The sequence below is a fragment of the Roseixanthobacter finlandensis genome, assembly GCF_043195105.2.
Taxonomy (GTDB): Bacteria; Pseudomonadota; Alphaproteobacteria; order Rhizobiales; family Xanthobacteraceae; genus NCEH01.
The window spans coordinates 4,496,977-4,518,302 of the sequence record NZ_CM195536.1; the positions used below are offsets into that span (position 1 = coordinate 4,496,977).

Annotated in this window: 16 protein-coding genes and 1 tRNA gene; 7 read left to right on the forward strand and 10 right to left on the reverse strand. The window is 67.9% G+C overall.

What is annotated here, in order from left to right; translation table 11 throughout:
- Entirely contained in the window at positions 1-1,677 is a 1,677-nt protein-coding gene (gene betA, locus V5G24_RS20995) for a choline dehydrogenase (RefSeq protein ID WP_445322301.1), read from the forward strand.
- Positions 1,678-1,782: 105 nt separating this feature from the next.
- On the opposite strand, the gene V5G24_RS21000 is transcribed toward betA, so the two are convergent.
- The 7 genes from V5G24_RS21000 to V5G24_RS21030 are packed head-to-tail and all read right to left on the reverse strand — an operon-like array spanning position 1,783 to position 11,232.
- Entirely contained in the window at positions 1,783-2,544 is a 762-nt protein-coding gene (locus V5G24_RS21000; protein ID WP_394083616.1) for an electron transfer flavoprotein subunit beta, read from the reverse strand.
- A complete protein-coding gene (locus tag V5G24_RS21005) occupies positions 2,541-3,818 on the reverse strand; it encodes an electron transfer flavoprotein subunit alpha/FixB family protein (RefSeq protein WP_394083614.1) in 1,278 nt (425 codons plus the stop codon). The genes V5G24_RS21000 and V5G24_RS21005 overlap by 4 nt, the downstream gene beginning before the upstream one ends.
- Positions 3,815-5,749 (reverse strand): DUF3483 domain-containing protein, encoded by a 1,935-nt coding sequence (locus tag V5G24_RS21010; RefSeq protein WP_394083613.1) that lies wholly within the window; start codon positions 5,747-5,749, stop codon positions 3,815-3,817. The genes V5G24_RS21005 and V5G24_RS21010 overlap by 4 nt, the downstream gene beginning before the upstream one ends.
- Before the next feature lie 3 nt (positions 5,750-5,752).
- Positions 5,753-7,792: an oxidoreductase gene (locus V5G24_RS21015; protein ID WP_394083611.1), complete on the reverse strand. Its 2,040-nt coding sequence runs from the start codon at positions 7,790-7,792 to the stop codon at positions 5,753-5,755.
- A 40-nt stretch (positions 7,793-7,832) separates the two neighbouring features.
- Positions 7,833-8,834, reverse strand: coding sequence for a GlxA family transcriptional regulator (locus V5G24_RS21020; protein WP_394083609.1), 1,002 nt, complete (start codon positions 8,832-8,834; stop codon positions 7,833-7,835).
- A gap of 1 nt (position 8,835) precedes the next feature.
- On the reverse strand, positions 8,836-9,969 hold the full coding sequence (locus V5G24_RS21025) for an FAD-binding oxidoreductase (RefSeq protein WP_394083607.1): 1,134 nt from the start codon (positions 9,967-9,969) through the stop codon (positions 8,836-8,838).
- A 3-nt stretch (positions 9,970-9,972) separates the two neighbouring features.
- A complete protein-coding gene (locus V5G24_RS21030; protein WP_394083605.1) occupies positions 9,973-11,232 on the reverse strand; it encodes an aromatic ring-hydroxylating oxygenase subunit alpha in 1,260 nt (419 codons plus the stop codon).
- Between the two features lie 252 nt (positions 11,233-11,484).
- On the opposite strand from V5G24_RS21030, the gene V5G24_RS21035 reads away from it, so the two are divergent.
- The 4 genes from V5G24_RS21035 to V5G24_RS21050 are packed head-to-tail and all read left to right on the forward strand — an operon-like array spanning position 11,485 to position 16,625.
- Positions 11,485-12,738 carry a sarcosine oxidase subunit beta family protein gene (locus tag V5G24_RS21035; protein WP_394083603.1) on the forward strand — a complete coding sequence of 418 codons (1,254 nt, stop codon included), beginning with the start codon at positions 11,485-11,487 and terminating at the stop codon, positions 12,736-12,738.
- 11 nt (positions 12,739-12,749) lie between these two features.
- Positions 12,750-13,055: a sarcosine oxidase subunit delta gene (locus tag V5G24_RS21040; protein WP_394083601.1), complete on the forward strand. Its 306-nt coding sequence runs from the start codon at positions 12,750-12,752 to the stop codon at positions 13,053-13,055.
- Complete coding sequence (locus tag V5G24_RS21045; RefSeq protein WP_394083599.1) at positions 13,055-16,066, forward strand: sarcosine oxidase subunit alpha family protein; 3,012 nt, start codon at positions 13,055-13,057, stop codon at positions 16,064-16,066. Before V5G24_RS21040 ends, V5G24_RS21045 begins: the two co-directional genes overlap by 1 nt.
- Positions 16,059-16,625 carry a sarcosine oxidase subunit gamma gene (locus V5G24_RS21050; protein WP_394083597.1) on the forward strand — a complete coding sequence of 189 codons (567 nt, stop codon included), beginning with the start codon at positions 16,059-16,061 and terminating at the stop codon, positions 16,623-16,625. The genes V5G24_RS21045 and V5G24_RS21050 overlap by 8 nt, the downstream gene beginning before the upstream one ends.
- 24 nt (positions 16,626-16,649) lie before the next feature.
- Here the strand turns inward: V5G24_RS21050 and V5G24_RS21055 are convergent, their stop codons facing one another.
- The 3 genes from V5G24_RS21055 to V5G24_RS21065 all read right to left on the reverse strand — a co-directional run bounded on the left by V5G24_RS21055 (position 16,650) and on the right by V5G24_RS21065 (position 20,019).
- On the reverse strand, positions 16,650-17,870 hold the full coding sequence (locus V5G24_RS21055; RefSeq protein ID WP_394083595.1) for an acyl-CoA dehydrogenase: 1,221 nt from the start codon (positions 17,868-17,870) through the stop codon (positions 16,650-16,652).
- Positions 17,871-17,932: 62 nt separating this feature from the next.
- Positions 17,933-18,370, reverse strand: a complete 438-nt coding sequence (locus V5G24_RS21060; protein WP_394083593.1) for an NUDIX hydrolase — start codon at positions 18,368-18,370, stop codon at positions 17,933-17,935.
- Positions 18,370-20,019, reverse strand: coding sequence for a sensor domain-containing diguanylate cyclase (locus V5G24_RS21065; RefSeq protein WP_394083591.1), 1,650 nt, complete (start codon positions 20,017-20,019; stop codon positions 18,370-18,372). Before V5G24_RS21065 ends, V5G24_RS21060 begins: the two co-directional genes overlap by 1 nt.
- A gap of 125 nt (positions 20,020-20,144) precedes the next feature.
- Between V5G24_RS21065 and V5G24_RS21070 the strand changes: the two genes are divergently transcribed.
- Positions 20,145-20,837 carry a YggS family pyridoxal phosphate-dependent enzyme gene (locus V5G24_RS21070; RefSeq protein WP_394083589.1) on the forward strand — a complete coding sequence of 231 codons (693 nt, stop codon included), beginning with the start codon at positions 20,145-20,147 and terminating at the stop codon, positions 20,835-20,837.
- A gap of 260 nt (positions 20,838-21,097) precedes the next feature.
- Positions 21,098-21,173, forward strand: a tRNA-Glu gene (locus tag V5G24_RS21075).
- The last annotated feature ends 153 nt before the right edge of the window (positions 21,174-21,326 follow it).

The following is a 21,326-nucleotide window of genomic DNA, read 5'->3' on the forward strand; positions in this document are numbered from 1 at the left end:
GTGCCGTCTTCGCAAGATTCCGCACAGGACTTCGACTATGTCATCGTCGGCTCGGGTTCGGCCGGCGCGGTGCTGGCGGACCGCCTGTCGGCCGACGGCAAAAATACGGTTCTGGTGCTGGAATATGGCGGTTCCGACCGCTCGGTGCTGATCCAGATGCCGGCGGCGCTGTCCATGCCCATGAACATGCCGAAATACAATTGGGGCTTCGAGACCGAGCCGGAGCCCGGCCTCGGCGGCCGGCGCCTGGTGTGCCCGCGCGGCAAGGTCATCGGCGGCTCGTCGTCCGTTAACGGCATGGTCTATGTGCGTGGCAATCCTCACGATTTCGACCGCTGGGAAGAAGAGGGCGCGCACGGCTGGGGCTATCGCGACGTGCTGCCCTATTTCCAGCGCGCGGAGGGGCGGCAGGAAGGCGGCGATGAATATCGCGGCGCCTCCGGCCAGCTCGCGACCAGTTACGGGCCAATTGAAAACCCACTGTATAAAGTCTTCGTGGATGCCGCCCAGCAAGCCGGCTATCCCGCGACCTCCGACATCAATGGCGCCCAGCAGGAAGGCTTCGGGCGCATGGACATGACGGTGAAAAACGGCGTGCGCTGGTCCACCGCCAACGCCTATCTCAAGCCCGCCCTGAAGCGCCCCAACCTCAGCCTTGTCACCCATGCCTTAGCCTCGCAAATCCTGTTCGAGGGCCGCCGCGCGGTGGGGGTTCGCTACGAGCGTGGGGGCACGGAGCAGGTGGCGCGGGCGCGGCGTGAGGTGATCGTCTCAAGTGGTCCGATCAATTCGCCGAAGCTGCTGAAGCTTTCCGGCATTGGAGCTGCGGGGGAACTGGCTGACCTTGGCATTGAGGTCGTGGCGGATCGGCCGGGGGTGGGGGAAAACCTCCAGGATCACCTGGAGTTTTACTTCCAGGTTGCGTGCACCCAGCCCATCACTTTGTATTCCAATACTGGTTTCATCCCGCGCACGCTGGTAGGGGCGCAATGGTTGCTGACGAAGAGCGGCCTCGGCGCCACCAATCATTTCGAAACCTGCGGCTTCATCCGCTCGCGGCCGGGCATTCGCTATCCCGACATCCAGTATCATTTCATCCCTTTGGCCGTGACCTATGACGGCAAAGGTCTTGCGAGCGAACATGGCTTCCAGGCCCATGTCGGGCCCATGCGCACCAAGAGTAGGGGCTGGGTGCGGCTGAATTCGCGTGATCCGAAAGACCATCCGCGCATAATGTTCAACTATCTCAGCCATGATGATGACATGGTGGAGATGCGTGCTTGCGTGCGATTGACCCGCGAGATCTTTGCCCAGAAGGCATTCGACCCCTATCGCGGACGCGAAATACAGCCCGGCGCCGACGTCACCAGCGATGCGGACATCGACGCCTTCGTGCGCGCCCATGTGGAGAGCGCCTATCACCCCTCCTGCAGTTGCAAGATGGGGCGCGCCGACGATCCCATGGCGGTGGTGACAGCGGACACAAAAGTGATTGGCGTCGAGGGGTTACGGGTGGTGGACAGTTCCATCATGCCGTCCGTGACGACGGGAAATCTCAATGCGCCGACCATCATGATCGGGGAAAAGGCGGCCGACATCATCCTCGGCAAGCCGGCGCTCGCGGCCTCCAACGCGCCTTATTACACCGCGGAAAACTGGCGCACCGCCCAGCGCTGAGAAAAATGTTTCATGTGAAACATCAGCTTGGCGGAGTCGAAGAGCGGTTTAGGGGCGGATGACGGTGGCTCTCCCGCGCTCCAAACCGTGCTTTCGGCCAAACGTTCAGCGCGCGGATTTCGGCACGCCGATCTGGCGCAGAAAGGCGAGGATTTCGCGCGCCGCCTCCTCCGGCGTCGGGCCGACCAGCACGCGCCCGCCCGCCGGTGATCCACCGGTCGCGGCGGCGAGGCGCTCCGCCGCCGTGCCGCCAGCCGGGCGCGCCGCGAGTTTCGGCCGCCTGCGATAGGGCCGCTCCTCGCCTTCGGGAAGAAAAGCGATCCCCTCGGCCGCACGCACGTCCACATCCGCCCGCCGGGCCTTGGCGAAGGCGAAGGGCAGAGGTGCGGGAGCGCCGGCATGCACCGTGACGAGCACCGGCAGGTGCACGGTGACGCGCCGCCGCGCGCCCCGGGGCAGCGCCTGTTCGACGACGACCGTGCCCGCCTCGGCTCCCGGCACGAGCGCCACCGCATCGGGGATCAGCGGCCAGCCGAGGCGATGGGCCAGCGCATAGGGCACCAGCCCGGTATCCTCGCCGCCCTGGCCGCGCGGACCGGCGAACACGACATCGGGCGCCGCCTCTCGGATCGCTTCGGCCAGGGCCGGCACCGGGTCGGCATCTCCCGCCATCCTCAGGTGCGTGAGGCCCGAAAGCCCGCGCCCGAGCGCATCGCGCAGGGCGCCGAGGGCCGGGCCGGCATGCAGGCCATGGGGCGCGGCATCGAGGGTGGCGGCGAGCCGCGCGGCCTGGGCCTCGTTGCGCAGCAGGCACGCCTTGCCCGAGACCGGATGGCGCCCCTCCGAGAGCAGGACCAGGGCCTTCATGCGCCCGCCTCCTCATGCAGGGCCTTCAGCAGCGCCGGCATGACCAATTGCGCATCCTGCACGATGGCGAGCCCGGCGCGCGCGACCATGGCCGCGTGCAAATCAATATTCACTGCAAGCACATGCTCGCATCCCGCGATGCCTTGCAGATGCTGCGGGGCGCCGGCGATGCCGAGGGCGAAATAGCAGCGCGCCGCCAGCACGGTGCCGGAGGCGCCCACCTGCGCGGCGCGGGGCATGAGGCCGGCATCGCACACCATACGGCTCGCCCCCGGCGTCGCCCGCAGCGCCACGGCAAGGGCGCGGAAGGCCTCGAAATCGCTCACCCCATGGCCGGCAGAGAGCACGAAATCCGCTTCGCCGAGCGCCACGGTCGTGGGGTCGGCCGGCACCTCCTCCACGGCGAGAATAAAGCTGTCGCGCGGGGCCGGGCGGGGAAGCTCCATCGGCCGCGCCTCGTGCGCCACCCGCCCGTGGGGCGCGGCCGCGCCATCCGCAAGCGTGATGAGGCGCGGCGGGGCGCTTCGCCGCTCCACCGTGCCGCCGCGCGCCGGGCGGGCGATGCTTTTCGCGCTAATCTGCTCGGCGCCGCAGAACAAGGGTTCGCCCAGCCGCACCGCCACGCGCCGGGCCAGATCGCCGCCGGTGGAGGTCTCCGCAAACAGCACATGGCGCGGGGCAAGGGCCAGGACGGCGGCCGCGAGCGCATCGGCGCGGCCGTCGGCATCGTCCCCACAGAGCCCGGCCACGCGATCAGCGCCGGCCGCGCCGGAATCTTCCGGCATAAGGGACGCCAGCAGCAGCACCGCGCCGCCGCCGGCATCGGCCAGCAGGCGTGCGGCGCCCAGCAATTGGCGATCCTGCGCGGAAAGATGCCCACCCGGCGCATCGGCCAGTGCCAAGACCAGGAAGGCGGGATCGTCGATGATCCGAACCTGCGGCGCCTGCGGCGCGAGTTCGGGCGCGGCCGCCTGAGCGTCGAGCGCGCGCGCCTGGATCAACAGACCCTGCCCCAGCAGGTTTTGCCCCAGCAGGCTGAGGTCGAACCTCGGGCGCGCACCGCCCCGCGTCATGGCGGCGGCCCAGTGCGCGCGGGGATCGCGCCGCACGGCGAAGGACTTGGCGTTTGACACAGCGTTCCGCACGGCGCCGGGCTGCGGCGCGCCGAACAGCTCGAAGCGCGGGCGCGCATGGTCCCCCGGCCCGGCACCTTGCACGCCAACCACCTGCCGCCCGGCCCACTCGGCGCGCGGATCGCGGCGCGGGCGGTTCATGGCTGAAGCTCCAGGGCGCGGCGGCGGGGCGCGGGCGCGCCCTGCCCGGCTTCGAAGGCGGCGAGCACCAATTCGGCCACGTCGCGCACCTCGGGCCGGGTGCCGCTCACGCCTTCCAGCATGGCGGTGCAAGTGGGGCAGGCCACCGCCACCAATGCGGCGCCGGTTTCCCGTGCCTGGTCCATGCGCAGGTCGGGAATACGGCGCTCGCCTTCGATATCGCTCAAGGGCGCGCCGCCCCCGCCGCCGCAGCACAGGGAGCGGGTGCCGTGCCGCGCCATTTCGCTGCGGGCGAGGCCGAGCGCATCCAGCAGCCGGCGCGGCGCTTCCACCTCGCCATTATAGCGGCCGAGATAGCAGGGGTCGTGATAGGTCACGGCAAGACCGGCGAGCGTGCCCAGCGGCAGGCGGCCCTGCACCACCAGCGCATCGAGAAAGGCCGTGTGGTGCCACACCTCATAATGGCCGCCGAAGGCCGGATAATCGTTGCGCAAGGCGTTCAGCGCATGGGGATCGGCAGTGAGGATGCGGGCAAAGCGCAGCGTGGTGAGGGTGGCGATATTCTCCCGCGCCAGCCGCGCGAAGGTCGCTTCATCGCCGAGGCGGCGGGCGAGGTCGCCGCAATCGCGCTCGGCGGCGCCGAGAATGGCGAAATCCACCTTTGCTTCCCGCAGCAGCCGCACCAGCGCCCGCAGCGTGCGTCCATAGCGCAGATCGTACGCCCCCTCGCCGAGCCACAGCAGCACGTCCACCGCCATGCCCGGCCGCGCGACCGGCAGGTCCAGCCCGGCGGCGAAATCGGTGCGGGCGGAAAGGGCGCGCCCACCCGCCTCGTCGGTGTCGCGCAGATCGTCGAGCGCGGCGGCGGCCTTTTCCGGCACCGCGCCCAGCATCAAGGTCTGGTGGTGGCGCAGGTCGATGATGGCATCCACATGCTCGATCATCATCGGGCATTCCTCCACGCACGCCCGGCAGGTGGTGCAGGACCAGAGCGTATCGGGGTGGATCCTGGCGCCGGCACCGAGAAGGGGTGCATCCGCGCCGCCGATGCCGGCGACCGGCCGGGCATGGGGATAAGGGCTGCCGGCGTAGTCGCTCGTGCCGCCCTCCATGGCGCCCACCAGATCCTGGATCAGCGCCTTGGGATTGAGCGGCTGGCCAGCGGCGAACGCCGGGCACGCCGCCTCGCAGCGCCCGCATTGCACGCAGGCATCAAAGCCCAAGAGGCGGTTCCAGGCGAAATCCGCCGGCGTCTCCACGCCGAGCCGCTCCGCCTCAAGATCCACGGGTGCCAGCGCCACGTCGCGGACGCCGGAAAAGCGCGCCGGCCGGGGATGCGCGGCAAGATGCAGCGCACCAGCCAGGGCATGGCGCATGGGACCGCGCGCGGTCTGCCAGGCGAGCGCAAGGCCGGCGGCGGCGGTGAAAGCGAGCGCCACGAGGCCGCCGGAAGCGCCAAGCGCCGCGAGTGCTGCAACCAGCAGGGCGCCGGTGGCATATCCCATCAGCAGCCAAGGCAAGATCTGGAACCGCCCGCCCGAGAGCCGGTGCGGGCGCTTCGGATAGCGGCGCAAGCCGACCACGCAGGCGCCGGTGAGCATGAGCGCGAAAGCGAGCGCGGTGAGCGCCCAATAGGCGCGCGATCCGCCCAAAGCCGGAACGATCCCGAGCGCCGCCAGCCCCGATCCCGCCAGCAGCCCGCCCGCCACCAGCATATGCATGCGCGCGGCGCATACATCGCGCTCGACGATGTGATGCACATCCACGAGATAACGCCTCGGCACGGCCAGGAGGCCCGCCACCCAATCCACCCGCGCCGCGCGGCCCCGCCGCCACAGCATGACGCGCGTGGCGATGCCGGCGAGCGCGACCAGGGCCATCAGCCACACGAGCAGGGACAGGCCAAAGGCGGCGGAAAAGCCGGCGTTCATGGCTCAGATATCCTTGCAGAGGCGCAAGGCGTCATAGATGGCGGCATGGATGTTCCGCCCCGCCAGCGCATCGCCCACCCGGTAGAGCGCGAAGCCCTTGGCGAGATCGAACGGCTGCGGCGTGCCGGCGACGATGGCGTCGAGGTCGATCTGGCCGGCATTCACCGAACCGGCCTTCAGCGCGCGATAGATTCCATCCACCGGCAAGGTGCCGTATTCGACCACGACGTGATCGACGATCCGCTCCTCCTCCGCATCGGTGAAGGTGTTGCGCAGCGCCGCCACCAGGCGGTTGCCCTCGGGATAGATCTCGATCAAATCGAGATTAGGCGAGAACACGACGCCGAGCTTGTAGAGTTCGCGATAATGGATCGGCTGGTTGGTGGTGCCCACCTCCTGCGCCAGGAGGCGATCGGACGTGACGAATTCCACCAGGCAGCCGCGCTGCGCCAGCATTTCGGCGGTGGAGGCCGCATTGTGCTGGCCCATCTCGTCGAACAGCAGCACCGAGCCGGACACTTCCACCTTGCCGGTGAGCACATCGCTGGTTGAAACCGCGCGCTCGGCGCCCTTGGCGTGGCCGAGGCTCGGCGCGCCGCCGGTGGCGAGGATCACCACGTCCGGCGCCTCGGCGAGGATGGCTTCTTCGCTCGCCTCGGTGCCGAGGCGCAGGTCCACGCCCAGCTTCACCACCTGCCCCAAAAGCCAGCGCGGAATGCCCGAGAGCGCCTCGCGCCAACCGGCTTTCGCGGCAATGTTGATCTGCCCGCCGGCGACCGCGTTCTTCTCGAACAGCACCACCTGATGGCCGCGCGCGGCGCACACCCGCGCCGCCTCCAGCCCGCCCGGCCCGGCGCCGACGATCACCACCTTGCGCCGCACATCGGCCTTAGGGATGACGTGGGGCATGGTGGCCTCGCGGCCGGTGGCGGCGTTCTGGATGCACAAGGCATCGCCGCCCACATAGATGCGGTCGATGCAATATCCGGCGCCGACGCACTGGCGAATATCGTCCTCGCGCCCCTCGCTGAGCTTCTTCACCAGATGCGGATCGGCGATATGGGCGCGGGTCATGGCGACCATGTCCACATGCCCTTCCGCCACCGCGCGGGCGGCGGTGGCAAGGTCGGTCACGCGCTGGGCATGGAACACGGGAACCTCCACCTCGCGCTTGATGGCGCTCGGCAAATGCAGGAATGGCGCGACGGGGAACGACATATTGGGCAGGGAAATGGCGTGGGCCATGTCGTCCCGCGCCTGGCCGCCGAGCACATTGATGAAATCCACCAGCCCGTCGCGGGCATAGGTGGCGGCAATCTCCACGCACTCCTCGTGCGACAGGCCGTCGGCGATCATCTCGTCGCCCGACATGCGGATGCCGATGACATAATCATCCCCTGCCGCGCGGCGCATGGCTTCCAGAACCTCGCGGCCGAAGCGCATGCGGTTTTCCAGGCTGCCGCCATAGCGGTCGGTGCGATGGTTCACGGCCGGCGACCAGAATTGATCGATGAGATGGCCGTGGGCGGCGGAGACCTCGCAGCCGTCGAGCCCGCCGTCCTTGCAGCGCCGCGCCGCCTGGGCGAAATCGCGGATGATGCGGGCGATCTCCTCCGCTTCCAGCTCCTTGGGAATGGTGCGGGAAGCCGGCTCGCGGCGGGGCGATGAGGAGACGGTTGGAAACCAATTCTCCGTATCCCATTTGGTGCGCCGGCCCATGTGGGTCAGCTGGATCATCAGCCGCGCGCCGTGCCGGTGGATGCGGTCGGAAAAGCTCTGGAAAAAGGGGATGACGCTGTCGTCCGCGACCGACACCTGGTTCCAGGGCGCGGCCGGGCTATCGAGCGCCACCGAGGAGGAGCCGCCGAACATGGTCAGCCCGATGCCGCCCTTGGCCTTTTCCTCGTGATAAAGCTGATAGCGCTCCTGCGGCTTGCCGTCCTTGCCATAGCCCGGCGCATGGGACGTGCTCATCACCCGGTTGCGGATGGTGAGGCCCTTGATGCTCAAGGGTTTGAGAAGCGCGTCGGCATTCGCGATCATAAGCGGGCTCCGGCCGCGCGGGCGCAGGCATAAGGGAAGATCATGCGGCGCGCTCCGCCTTCGGGGAATGGCCGTAGCGCCGCCCGTAGGCGACCGAGAAATGCGCCGCCGACTGGAAGCCGCAGGCGAAAGCCACATCGGTCACCGGCAAGGGTGAGAGGCGCAGCAATTCGCGCGCCCGGTTGAGCCGCAGCCCGAGGTAAAACACCGCCGGCGACTGGGAAAGATGATGCCGGAACAGCCGCTCCAGCTGGCGCTGGGAGAGCGCGACGGCGGCCGCGACATCGGCCACCGACATGGGCTTTTCCACGTGGCGGGCCATCAGCTCCACCGCCTTGGCAAGGGCCGGCTGGCGCGCAGCGACTTCGGGGGAGAGATGGGCCTTGCGTCCTTCCGGGGCGCCGGTGCGCCGCACGATGAACTGGTCCGCCACCGCGCCCGCCGTGCGCGGGCCGAGCGCGGCGGCGATCATCACCAGCATCATCTCCAGCGGGGCGACGCCGCCGGTGCAGGTGAGGCGGTCGCGATCGATGACGAAGGCATCCTCCTGGAAGGCAACGTCGGGAAATTCCTCGCGGATCGCGGCCAGATTCTCCCAATGGATGGCGCAGCGATAGCCGTTCAAAAGCCCGGCCTCGGCCAAGGCAAACGTGCCGGTGCAGAGCGCGCCGAGCGCTACCCCCTTGCGCGCCGCGCGGCGCAGCGCATCGCGGGTGCCGCGCGCCACCGCCTGGCGCACGTCGATGCCGCCGCACACGATCAGCAAATCCAGCGGACCTGCCTCCGCGAGGCGCACGGTGGGGCTGAGGCTGAGCCCGTTGCTGGCGGGGCACGCCGCGCCGTCCACGGTCAGCACCTGCCAGGAATAGGCCGCGCCGCCGCTGACATAATTGGCCATGCGGCAGGCTTCGAGCGCGTTGGAAAGCGCGATCATGGAATAATTGGGCAAGGTGAGAAAGCCGATGCGCCGCAGCCGGGCCATCGGCGCGTCCGGCGCATCCCGCGCGGCGGAGGGAGGAGCGGATTTCAGGGCGCCGTGCATGTCACCGCTCGATCACGAGGTCGCTGGTGGGCTTGGAACAGCAGATCAGCACCATGCCGGCGTCGATCTCCCGCTGGCGGATGCCGCCGCCGTGTTTCATCTCCACCGTGCCGTCCACCATCTTGCTCTTGCAGGTGCCGCACAGGCCCTTGGTGCAGGAGGAGGGCAGCCGCAGGCCGGCGCGGCGCGCGGCTTCCAAAACGTGCATGTCCGCCGGGCATTCAATCGTGCGGCCGCTCTTGCGGAATTCGACGCTGTAGGTCTTCACCACCGGCGCCGCGTCGATCCCCGCCTCGGCGGCGATCACTGCGTCCGCGACCTGCGGCTCGGCCTGCGCGAGGGCCGAAAAATCGAAGCTTTCCTCATGGTGGCGCGCCATGTCGAAGCCGGCGCCGCGCAGCAGCTCGCGCACCGCCGCCATGTAAGGCGCGGGGCCGCAGACGAAGATTTCCCGTTCGCGGAAATCGGGCGCGGCAATATCGAGGTGCGACGGGCGCAGCCGCCCCATGAAGCCGTGCCAGGGGTGAAATTCGCTCTCCGTTTCACAGATGGCGGCGAAGCGGAAGGACGGCTGGTTGCGCGCCATCAGCTCCAATTCGGCGCGGAAGATGATGTCGTCCGGCGTGCGGGCGCTGTGCACGAACACGATGTCCGCGCCGCTCGCGAGATCATGATGGGCGCGCGCCATGGACATGAGCGGGGTGATGCCGCTGCCGCCGGAGAGAAACAGATATTTCTCCGCCTTATGGCGCGCGCAGGTGAAATCCCCCATGGGCCCAACCGCGCGCAAGACGCTGCCTTCCCGCACATGGTCGTGCAAATAGTTGGACACCGGCCCGCCCGGCACGCGCTTTACAGTAATCGAGACCGTATCCGGCCGCGTTGGCGTGGAGGAGAGCGTATAGCAGCGGTTGACGCGCTCCCCCGCAATCTCGAGATCGAGCGTGATGAACTGGCCCGGCTCATAGGCGAAACGGGCCGGGGTCGCCGGGGCGAGGATGAAGGTTTTCACGTCCGCCGTCTCGGCGCGCACCTGCCGCACGATCAAGGCGTCGTCGCGCTCGCAATCCCAGAGCGGGCGTGCGCCCGCGAGGGTCGCCAGCAGCGGGTCGGGGCGCAGGGCTTGTGCGTCCATCGCTCAGCGCGCGCCATGGGCGCGCATGCGGCCCACGTACCAATTGCAGAATTTCTCCACCAGCATTTCGGTGTGGGGCGAATAGGGGCCGGGCTCATAGGCGGGGCTTTGCGCGCCCTGCTGGCAGAAGCCCACCAATTCGCTGTCCTGGGCGTTGGTCGCCTCCCACACGGCGGTGAGGTTGGCGATATCGTAGTCGACGCCTTCCACCGCATCCTTGTGCACCAGCCATTTGGTGCGCACGAGCGTGCGTTCGGCATCCAGCGGAATGGCCGAGAAGGTCACCACATGGTCGCTCATGAAATGGTGCCAACTGTTGGGCTGGGTCCAGAAATGCAGCGCCCCGTGCTTGGGATCATTGATGGCGCCGAGCAGTTTCTTGCACGCCGCCTTGGTATCGCCGGTGTGGCTCTCGCCCGCCCCGTCCAGCGGCAGGCGCTCGGTGCGATAGCCGGTCACCCGGTCGTCGAGATGCTCGATCATCTGCGAGGGGAAGCCGCAGCTTTCCCAGGCGCCGTGGCTTTGCGTGATGAGATCGGCATAGCGCTGCGCCTCGGCCCGTCCCATCTCGTCCAATTCTTCGGGCGCGAAGCCGAAGCCATAGGCGAACAAAGGCACCGTCAGCTCGGGATGATTGCCTGCGCAATGATAGCATTCGCGGTTGTTCTCCATGGTGAGCTTCCAATTGCCGGGCTCGATCAGCTCGCTCTCGAAAGCAACCTTGGCGTTGCGCAGGTCGTGCGGGGCGAGATACGGCGCCATGCGCTGCGCCATCTCCTCGAAATCCTCCGGCGGGTTGTCGGCGAGGCAGATGAACAGCAGCCCTTCCAGCGAACGCAGATGCACCGGCTTCAGGCCATGGCAGGCGGCGTCGAAGTCCTTGCCCATATGTTCGGCGAACAGCAGCTTGCCGTCGAGATCATAAGTCCAGGCATGGTAGCGGCAGACGAGATTGCCGACCGTGGTCTTGTAGTCGTGCAGCAGGCGCGCGCCGCGATGGCGGCAGACATTGTGGAACGCGCGGACCGCGCCATCGTCATTGCGCACGATGATGATCGAGGTTTTGCCGATATCCACCGCCATGGCGTCGCCCGCTTCCGGAACGTCCGGTTCGACGCCCACGTAGATCCAGTGGCGGCAGAAGATGATGTCCATGTCGGCGGCGAAGATGGCGGGGCTGGTATAGAACGGCGCTTCCAGGCTGTAGCCCGGCCGGCGGCGGCGCAGAAGCGCTTGCAGGTCGGTGTCGGTGGTATCCAGCATGTCGCTCTCCCCGCGCGGCCCAAGGCTCAAATGCCCGCGCGCCGATGTCTGGAAGTGTTCGACTTAAAATCGCCGCTCGCTTTTCTGATCGCGACATAAATTATCGCAAAAGCGTCGTCACGGCGAGTCCGCTGCCATTTGGAAAAATTGCCCCCGGAATGTCGGATTTGTTCCAGAACGGGGTCGCAAGCCGACGAGATAAGCGCAGCCCGCTGGTGCACCTTGGCGCCAGGAACCAGGGGACCGAGGCCCATGCGCCGTTTTTCCTTACCATCGCTGCTGTCGGAAGCGCTGAACGCCCACCAGGGCTGGCAGCGCCAATGGCGCGACCCCGCGCCCAAGGCGAGCTATGACGCCATCATCATCGGCGGCGGCGGCCACGGCCTCGGGGCGGCCTATTATCTCGCCAAGGAACACGGCCTCACCAATATCGCGGTGCTGGAAAAAGGCTGGATCGGCGGCGGCAATGCCGGGCGCAACACCACCATCATCCGCTCCAATTATCTTTATGACGAAAGCGCCGCGCTCTATGAGCATGCGGTGAAGCTGTGGGAAGGCCTCTCGCAGGAGCTGAACTACAATGTCATGTTCTCCCAGCGCGGCGTCTTGATGCTGGCGCACAATGTTCATGACGTCCAAAGCTTCAAGCGCCACGTCTATTCCAACCGCCTCAACGGCATCGACAATGAATGGATGACGCCGCAGGAGGCGAAGGACTTCTGCCCGCCGCTGAATATTTCCCCGGACATTCGCTATCCCGTCATGGGCGCGGCGCTCCAGCGGCGCGGCGGCACCGCGCGCCATGACGCGGTGGTGTGGGGTTATGCCCGCGCCGCCGACGCGCTGGGCGTCGACATCCTGCAGAATTGCGAGGTCACCGGCATCAATCGCGGCCCGGACGGGGCGGTGACCGGGGTGGAGACCACGCGCGGCACCATCAAGGCGAAGAAGATCGGCGTTTCCGCCGCCGGCCACACCAGCGTGGTGATGGGCATGGCGGGCGTGCGCATGCCGCTGGAGAGCTTTCCCCTTCAGGCTTTGGTCTCGGAGCCGGTGAAGCCGTGCTTTCCCTGCGTCCTCATGTCGAACGCCGTGCACGCCTATATCTCCCAGTCCGACAAGGGCGAACTCGTGATCGGCGCGGGCACGGACCAATATGTCTCCTACAGCCAGCAGGGCGGGCTGCACATCACCACCCATACGCTGGACGCCATCTGCGAATTGTTCCCCCAATTCACCCGCATGCGCATGCTGCGCTCCTGGGGCGGCATCGTGGACGTGACGCCGGACCGTTCCCCCATCATCGGCAAGACGCCGGTGAAGGGGCTCTATGTGAATTGCGGCTGGGGCACCGGCGGCTTCAAGGCGACGCCGGGCTCGGCGAACGTCTTCGCTCACACCATCGCCCGCGACGAACCCCATCCCATCAACGCCCCGTTCACCCTCGACCGCTTCCGCACCGGCCGCCTCATCGATGAAGCGGCGGCGGCGGCGGTCGCGCACTGAAGGCCCGCGTCATGCTCCTCATCCCCTGTCCCTATTGCGGCGCGCGGCCGGAAATCGAATTCCACTGCGGCGGCGAAGCCCATATCGCCCGGCCGGAAAATCCCGCCGCGCTCTCGGATGCCGAATGGGCGGAGTATCTCTTCATCCGCAAAAGCCCGAAGGGCGTGCATGCGGAACGCTGGCTGCATTCCCACGGCTGCGGCCGCTGGTTCAATGCGGTGCGCAACACCGTGAGCGACGCCATCCTTGCCACCTACAAGATGGGCGAGAAGCGGCCCGATATCGCGGCGGCGGAACCCGCGCTGGGAGGCAAGTGATGGTCCAGTCTCATCGCCTTCCCAAGGGCGGCCGGGTGGATCGCGCCCGCCCCCTCACCTTCACCTTCAACGGCCGCACGGTGCAGGGCTATGCCGGCGATACAATCGCCTCGGCGCTGCTTGCCAATGGCATCACGCTCGTGGGCCGCTCGTTCAAATATCACCGCCCGCGCGGCATCCTCACCCATGGCGCGGACGAGCCCAACGCTTTGCTCAGCGTCGATCGCGGCACCGGGCGCGTGGACCCGAACAATCGCGCCACCGTCGTGGAAGCCACCGCCGGCCTGAAGCTCGCCTCGCAGAACCATTGGCCCTCGCTGGAGCATGATATCGGCGCGGTGAACGACCTCGTCTCGCCGGTGCTGGTGGCGGGCTTCTATTATAAAACCTTCATGTGGCCGCGTTCGTTCTGGGACAAGGTCTATGAGCCGCGAATCCGCGCCGCCGCCGGCCTCGGCGTCGCGCCCGATCTGCCGGACGCGGACCGCTACGTCCACCGCAACGCCCATTGCGACGTGCTGGTGGTGGGCGCGGGACCCGCCGGCCTTGCCGCCGCGCTAGCCGCGAGCGAAAGCGGCGCGCGGGTGATCCTCGCCGACGAACAGGCCGAGATGGGCGGCAGCCTGCTGCACGAGACGACCGCCACCATCGACGGGATTTCCGCCGCCGAATGGGTGGCGCAGGCGCGCACCGCGCTGGCCGCCCGGCCCAATGTCACGCTGCTGCCGCGCACCACCACGTTCGGCTATTACAACCACAATCACATCGTGCTCACCGAGCGCGTCACCGACCATCTCGCGCAGCCCGATCCCAAGCTGCCGCGCGAGCGGCTCTGGCAGGTGCGCGCCAAGCAGGTGGTGATCGCCACCGGCGCCCACGAGCGCCCCCTCACCTTCGCCGATAATGACCGCCCCGGCATCATGCTGGCGGAGAGCGTGCGGGTGTTTATCAACCGCTACGGCGTCGCGCCGGGCCGGCGGATCGTATTCGCCACCAATGGCGCCAGCGCCTATCGCGCGGCGGCGGATGCCAAGGCGGCGGGGCTCGACGTGACGCTGGTGGATATCCGGCGCGAGGCGGAGATCGGCCCCGAGCGTGCGCTCGTCGCCGGCATTCCCCTGCTGTCGGGCCACACCATCGTCGGCGCCATGGGCGGGAAGGCGCTCACCGGGCTGATCGTCGCGCCGGTGGATGCGGCGGGCAAGGTCGGCGCACGCCGCACCTTGCCGTGCGACTGCGCAGGTGTCTCCGGTGGCTGGACGCCGAGCGTCCATCTGTTCTCCCAATCGCGCGGCAAGCTCGCCTTCCGCGACGAAATTGACGCCTTCGTTCCCGGCACATCGGTGCAGGCGGAACGCTCGGCCGGGGCCTGCAAAGGCACCTATGATCTGGCCGAAATCCTCGCCGAGGGTTGGGCGGCAGGCCGCGCCGCATCGGGCGCATCCGACACCCGCGTTTTCGCCGCGACGCCCGCCACCGCCACCGGCTTCAAGCCGGCCCGCGTGCTGCCGACAGACGCCGACCCGAAGAAGGTGCGCGCCTTCCTGGATTTCCAGAACGACGTCACCGCCAAGGACATCGGCCTTGCGGTGCGCGAGGGGTTCCAAAGCGTCGAGCATGTGAAGCGCTACACCACCAACGGCATGGCGACCGACCAGGGCAAGACCTCCAACATGGCGGCGCTCGGCATTCTCTCCGACCTGCTGGGCAAGCCGATCCCGCAAGTGGGCACCACCACCTTCCGCCCGCCTTATACCCCGGTCACCTTCGGCGCGATCATCGGCTCGGCGCGGGGCGAATTGTTCGACCCCATCCGCAAGGCGCCGCTGCATGATTGGGCGGCCGAGCACGGGGCGAAGTTCGAGAATGTCGCGCTGTGGCGCCGCGCCTGGTATTTCCCCAAGGCGGGGGAGGACATGCACGCGGCGGTGAACCGCGAATGCAAGGCGGTGCGCGAAAGCGTCGGCATTTTCGATGCCTCCACCCTCGGCAAGATCGAGGTGGTGGGGCCGGACGCGGCGGAATTCCTCAATCGCATCTATCCCAACGCCTGGCTGAAGCTGGAACCCGGCAAGTGCCGCTACGGCCTGATGCTGAAGGAAGACGGCTTCGTGTTCGACGACGGCGTGGTCGCCCGCCTCGCGCCGGATCGCTTCCATGTGACCACCACCACCGGCGGCGCGCCGCGCGTGCTGGCGCATATGGAAGATTATCTCCAGACCGAGTGGCCGGACCTGAAGGTGTTCGCCACCTCCACCACCGAGGAATGGGCGGTGATCGCGCTCCAGGGACCGAAGGCGCGCGATGTGCTGGCGCCCTTCGTCTCCGATATCGACCTCTCCCCTGAAGCATTCCCGCACATGGCGATCCGCACCGGCCATATCCTGGGCGTGCCGACCCGCCTGTTCCGCGTCTCCTTCACCGGCGAGATGGGCTATGAAATCAACGTGCCGGCGGATTATGCCCGCGCGGTGTGGGAGGCGCTGTACGACTATGGCCAGCGTTTCGGCATCACGCCCTATGGCACGGAAGCCATGCACGTGCTGCGTGCGGAACGCGGCTTCGTCATCGTCGGCCAGGAAACCGACGGCACCGTGACCCCGGACGATCTCGGCCTCGGCGGCATGGTCTCCAAGCTGAAGCCGGATTTCGTCGGCAAGCGCTCACTGGCGCGGCCCGACATGAGCGTGCCGGACCGCAAGCAATTGGTCGGCCTCGCCAGCCTCGACGGCACCAGCGTGCTCGACGAGGGCGCGCAGGTGGTGGCCGACATCGCCCAGCCGGTGCCCATGAAGATGCTCGGCCATGTCACCTCCTCCTATTGGAGCGGAGCGTGCGGGCATCCCATCGCCATGGCCTTGGTGGAAGGCGGACGCGCCCGCATGGGCGCAACCCTGCACGTCACCACGCCCGCCGGTTTCACGGCGGTGAAGGTCTCGGCGCCGGTGTTCTTCGATGCGGACGGCAAGCGCGTGAACGGCGCTGTGAATGGAGAGAGCACCCATGGCTGACACCCAGACCCTCGCCCGCCGCACCCCGGTGCTGACCCCCGCCGCCAGCGCTCGGGCGACGCAGGTGACGCCGCTTGCCCCCGCCGCCCGGTTCTCCCTGCGCATCTGGCAAGCTGAGTCTCAACCGGCAGGCGTCCTCGCCGGCTTCGATTTCTCCGGCGCGATCAACACCTGTTCAGGCACCGCCGCGCGCTTCGCCGCCCGTCTTGGACCGGACGAATGGCTGATCGTTGTGCCGGAGGGCGAGGGTGCGCAGATCCGCGCGGATCTGGAACAGGGCCTTATCGGCCGGTTCTTCTCGCTGGTGGACGTGGGCAGCCGCAATTGCGGCATTCGCGTCGCCGGCCCGCAGGCCCGCGACGTGCTCAATGCCGGGATCGCGCTCGACCTCGCCGACAGCGCCTTTTCGGCCGGGAGCGCCACGCGCACCCTGCTCGGCAAGGCGGACGTGGTGCTGGTGCGCGCCACGCAGGAGGAGAGCTTCCAGGTGGAATGCTGGCGCTCGTTCGCGCCTTATGTCTTCGCCTTCCTGAGCGAGGTGGCGCAGGAGTTCGACTGAACTCTCGCGCCACGCTCTCAGGTCTCAGAAGAACGCCTGGATGCCGGTGATCGCCCGGCCGAGGATGAGGGCGTGCACGTCGTGCGTGCCCTCATAAGTGTTCACGGTCTCCAAATTCTGCGCGTGGCGCATCACGTGGTAGTCCTGCTGGATGCCGTTGCCGCCGTGCATGTCGCGGGCGACACGGGCGATGTCCAACGCCTTGCCGCAATTGTTGCGCTTCATGATGGAAATCATGTCCGGCGCCATCTTGCCTTCGTCGAACAACCGGCCCACCCGCAGCGAGCCCTGAAGGCCGAGCGCGATCTCGGTCATCATGTCCGCCAGCTTCTTCTGCACCAATTGAGTGGCCGCCAGCGGCCGGCCGAACTGCTTGCGGTCGAGCGTATATTGCCGCGCCCGCGCCAGGCAGTCCTCCGCCGCCCCGAGCACGCCCCATGAAATGCCGTAGCGCGCCCGGTTGAGGCAGCCGAACGGTCCCTTCAGGCCGGACACGTTGGGCAGAAGCGCGTCCTCGCCCACCTCGACGCCGTCCATGACGATCTCGCCGGTGATGGAGGCGCGCAGCGAGAGCTTGCCGCCGATCTTCGGCGCGGAGAGCCCCTTCATGCCCTTCTCCAGAACGAAGCCGCGAATCTCATTGCCGTGCGCCTCGGATTTCGCCCACACCACGAACACGTCGGCGATGGGGGCGTTGGAAATCCAGGTCTTGGTGCCCGACAGGCGATAGCCGCCGTCGATCTTCACCGCCTTGGTCTTCATGCCGGCGGGGTCGGAGCCGGCGTCCGGCTCGGTCAGGCCGAAGCAGCCGACATAATCGCCCGAGGCGAGCTTCGGCAGGTATTTGCGCCGCTGCGCCTCGTCGCCATAGGCCTGGATCGGATACATGACGAGCGAGGATTGCACGCTCATCATGGAACGATAGCCGCTGTCCACCCGCTCCACTTCCCGCGCCACCAGGCCATAGGCCACATAGGACGCGCCCGCGCCGCCGTACTCCTCCGGCACCGTCACGCCCAGCAGGCCGAGTTCGCCCATCTCGTTGAAAATGGCGCGGTCGGTCTTCTCGGTGGCATAGGCCTCGATCACGCGAGGCGCCAGCTTGTCCTGGGCATAGGCATTGGCGGCATCGCGAATCAGCCGCTCATCCTCGGAAAGCTGATCGTCCAGCAGGAACGGGTCCGACCAATCGAAGGCCGGGGCCTTGGCATGGGCCACGGGGTTCACCTTCGACGCATGTGACATGACAACCTCCCAGATGCGGCCCTGCGGGCCAGCGGCTCGTTCCCTGGATCATCGCGCGGGTTTCAGGCCCGCGCCATGATGGCCATGGCCTGGCGCGCCACATCCAGCACGCGCAGACTCAATTCATCCTGCCGCGCGGCGATCTCGTCCAGATCGAACCAGCGCGTATCCAGTGCATCGTCGGCGGCCCGCGCCTCGCCGTTGCGCCAATGGCACAGCACCGCCACCAGCACGTAATGATGCAGCACCTCGCCTTGCGCGCCCCGGTCGAGCGCGTCGAGCGCGCAGAACGGCGCGCCGGCCAGCGCCTCGACGCCGGTTTCCTCGCGCAGCTCGCGCACCGCCGCCTCAGCGGCAGTCTCGCCCCATTCGATGCGCCCGCCGGGAAAGCCCCACAGGCCCTGGTCCGGTGGATTGGCCCGCTGCACCAGCAGCACCTGGCCCGCCCGCACCACCACCGCGAGCGCGCCGCAGCCGGGCCGGCGTGCCGCCCCGTCCATCACAGCCGCTCCGTGGCGAAGTCCGGCGCGGCCACCACGCGGTTGCGGCCCTGGCGCTTGGCCTCGTAGAGCGCGGCATCCACCGCCGCAAGCAGGCTGTCCGGGGAGCCAGGGAAGCGCGGCACGGTCGCCGCCGCGCCAAAGCTCGCCGTGAGCCGGTGCGAGGGCACGCCGGGATGCTCGATGCCCAGGGCGGCGACCAGCCGGCGCACGTCCTCGGCGAATTCCACCGCCCCGGCGAGATCCGTATCGGGCAGCAGCACCACGAATTCCTCCCCGCCATAACGGGCCGCCAGATAGGCCGTGCCAGCGGTCGCCGCCGAGAGCATGCGCGCCACGCTGCGCAGCGCATCGTCGCCCGCGAGATGGCCCCGACCGTCGTTGAACAGCTTGAAATGATCCACGTCGGCCATCACCAGCGCGAGCGGCCGCCGCAGGTCGCCGGCGCGCACCCAATCTTCCGACAATTGCACGTCGAACGTGCGGCGGTTGGCAAGCCCGGTCAGCCCGTCCATGCGCGCCAGCGCGGCGAGGCGGCCATTTTGGCTGCGCAATTCCTCGGTGCGCTCCGACAGGCGCTGGTTCATCTCGTCGAAGGCGGCAACAAGCGGCTGGAATTCCTCCACCCGCACCTGGCTGATGGTATCGGCCTCTTCCCGCCCGACCGCGCCAATATCAAACGCAAGCTGCTGCACCGGATCCACCACCAGCTTCTCGGCCGCATACCAGGCAAGAACGATCAGCAGCACCACGCCGCCGAGTAGGGCGAAGAAAATCGTGAGGATGCGCTGATCGATATCGGCGATCATCAGCGAGGAATCGCTCCCCACCAGGACCCGCAGCTCGGTTCCGGCGAGGCGGGCGAAGGCGAAATAACGCTCCTGGCCATCGAGTCCCACCGCCTTCAACTGTCCCTCGGTGCCGGCAAGGACCCGTTGGATCAGCGGATGATCGCGGAAATTGGCGCCCACGAGGCCCGACTCAACCGGATAGCGCACCAGGACCGTGCCGGTGCCATCGATGATGCAGACCGTAACTCCGTCCTCGACCCCCGATTGGGCGGCGATGCGCGACATCCATTGCAGATCCACGCCCACCGCCGCGAGCGCGATGGGATCGCCCTGCGGGTCCCGTTCCGCCTCGGCAATGGCGATCACGGTGCGGCCGGTGTTGCGGGCCGTGATCAGATGGCTGATGACCGCCTGCGGTGTCGCGAGGGCGTCCCGCACATATTCGCGGTCGGAGAGATCGAGGCCAATGAGCGCGCGCGTGCTGGCGCACACCACGCGGCCGTCGGCGCCCGCGATCAACGCCCCCTGGACCCCGACCGCCTCGTTGTTGAGGCGGCGCAGAAATTGTTCGCATCCCGCCGGATCCTGCATCAGCGCCGAGGCTTGGCGGCTCAGCGTCTGCACGACCGCCTGCGCGGCGCCGATCGTCTCGCGCTGGGCGAGCGCGGCGGATTCGGCGATATCGCGCAACTGCTCATAGGTGCGGCCGATCTGCTCATCGCGCGAGGCGAGCAGCGCATAGATCCGCTCGGCGGAGATCGGCAGGGCCACGAGCAGGATCAGATAGGCAAGCCGCCGCCTGATGCTGACATTCCGCCGCCGACGCCGGCCCCAAAGTCCCTGAGCTTGATCGGCCATGTATGTCCAGCGTCTCCCGCCCGCCTGCCATGCGGACACCCCCTATCTTTCTTCTACCGCGAACTTTCGACAAAAGGGAGCCACAATGCCACGCGCCCTGCGGGGCGCACGAAGGATCATCGCCCATGCCCGATCTGGATCACGAAGGACCCGCGGAGCGCCTCGCCCGGGTGCGCGCCGAACTGGAGCTCGCCTGCCGCGAAGCCGGCCGCCCCGCCGGCGCGGTGGAGCTGATCGCGGTATCCAAGACCTTCCCGGCGCCGGACATCCTGCCCGTCATCGCCGCCGGCCAGCGGGTGTTCGGCGAGAACCGGGTGCAGGAAGCGCGCGAGAAATGGCCCGCGCTCCAGGCCGCGACCCCCGGCCTGGTGCTGCATCTCATCGGGCCGCTGCAATCCAACAAGACCCGCGAGGCGGTCGAGACCTTCGACGTGATCCACACCGTCGACCGGCCGAAGATCGCCCGCGCCCTGGCCGAGGAAATGGCCCGCCAGGGCCGCCACTTGCCGGTGTTCGTGCAGGTGAACACCGGGGCGGAGCCGCAGAAGGCGGGCGTTCTGCCGCAGGAGGCGGACGCCTTCATCGCCGAATGCCGCGAGGCCTGCGGCCTCACCGTGGCGGGGTTGATGTGCATTCCCCCCGTGGACGACGTGCCGGCGCCGCACTTCGCGCTTCTGGCACAGATCGCCGCGCGCAACGGCTTGCCGGGCTTGTCCATGGGCATGAGCGCGGACTTCGGCGTGGCGATTCACCAGGGCGCGACCCATGTGCGCATCGGCAGCGCCATCTTCGGCCACCGCCCGCGCCCCCTGCCCTGACCGGCCTTGGGCCTTGGGCCTTGGGCCTTGGGCCTTGGGCCTTCAAAAACCTCACCGGCGCGATCGGTGGCGCAAGCCGCCGGCGCCTCGTGCGGGCCCGAGGCGGTGCCCGCCCCGGGCAGACTTGGCCTCTATTTCGGGAAGAACCCGGCATCTGCCCCAGGAAAACCTGCCGCCTGCTTTGGGGATGAGATCGAAAGCCCACAAGGAAGGGCTTGCTGACCGCTCGGTTCGCGGTTATACGGAGCCCCTTCCGCGCAGCTCCCATCGTCTAGCGGTCTAGGACGTCGCCCTCTCACGGCGAAAACAGGGGTTCGATTCCCCTTGGGAGCGCCAGCGTTTTCAAGCGCTTGGCCTGAGATTTGGCGCTCGAACGCGATCCGTACGGAAAAAAATACGGAAATGCCGTGGGCATTCATGAGCGTCCATAGGCGTTGAATCGATCTGCCGCGCGCTGGTAGGCGATCATGTCGATCGGGGTGAAGACCG

Excerpts from the sequence above, each read along its gene's own strand:
- V5G24_RS21045 (WP_394083599.1), top strand. The coding sequence starts at position 13,055 with ATGGTCCAGTCTCATCGCCTTCCCAAGGGCGGCCGGGTGGATCGCGCC.
- V5G24_RS21000 (WP_394083616.1), bottom strand. The coding sequence starts at position 2,544 with ATGAAGGCCCTGGTCCTGCTCTCGGAGGGGCGCCATCCGGTCTCGGGC.
- V5G24_RS21005 (WP_394083614.1), bottom strand. The coding sequence starts at position 3,818 with ATGAACCGCCCGCGCCGCGATCCGCGCGCCGAGTGGGCCGGGCGGCAG.
- V5G24_RS21010 (WP_394083613.1), bottom strand. The coding sequence starts at position 5,749 with ATGAACGCCGGCTTTTCCGCCGCCTTTGGCCTGTCCCTGCTCGTGTGG.
- V5G24_RS21035 (WP_394083603.1), top strand. The coding sequence starts at position 11,485 with ATGCGCCGTTTTTCCTTACCATCGCTGCTGTCGGAAGCGCTGAACGCC.
- V5G24_RS21025 (WP_394083607.1), bottom strand. The coding sequence starts at position 9,969 with ATGGACGCACAAGCCCTGCGCCCCGACCCGCTGCTGGCGACCCTCGCG.
- V5G24_RS21070 (WP_394083589.1), top strand. The coding sequence starts at position 20,145 with ATGCCCGATCTGGATCACGAAGGACCCGCGGAGCGCCTCGCCCGGGTG.
- V5G24_RS21015 (WP_394083611.1), bottom strand. The coding sequence starts at position 7,792 with ATGATCGCGAATGCCGACGCGCTTCTCAAACCCTTGAGCATCAAGGGC.
- V5G24_RS21030 (WP_394083605.1), bottom strand. The coding sequence starts at position 11,232 with ATGCTGGATACCACCGACACCGACCTGCAAGCGCTTCTGCGCCGCCGC.
- V5G24_RS21060 (WP_394083593.1), bottom strand. The coding sequence starts at position 18,370 with ATGGACGGGGCGGCACGCCGGCCCGGCTGCGGCGCGCTCGCGGTGGTG.
- V5G24_RS21040 (WP_394083601.1), top strand. The coding sequence starts at position 12,750 with ATGCTCCTCATCCCCTGTCCCTATTGCGGCGCGCGGCCGGAAATCGAA.
- V5G24_RS21065 (WP_394083591.1), bottom strand. The coding sequence starts at position 20,019 with ATGGCCGATCAAGCTCAGGGACTTTGGGGCCGGCGTCGGCGGCGGAAT.
- V5G24_RS21020 (WP_394083609.1), bottom strand. The coding sequence starts at position 8,834 with ATGCACGGCGCCCTGAAATCCGCTCCTCCCTCCGCCGCGCGGGATGCG.
- V5G24_RS21055 (WP_394083595.1), bottom strand. The coding sequence starts at position 17,870 with ATGTCACATGCGTCGAAGGTGAACCCCGTGGCCCATGCCAAGGCCCCG.
- V5G24_RS21050 (WP_394083597.1), top strand. The coding sequence starts at position 16,059 with ATGGCTGACACCCAGACCCTCGCCCGCCGCACCCCGGTGCTGACCCCC.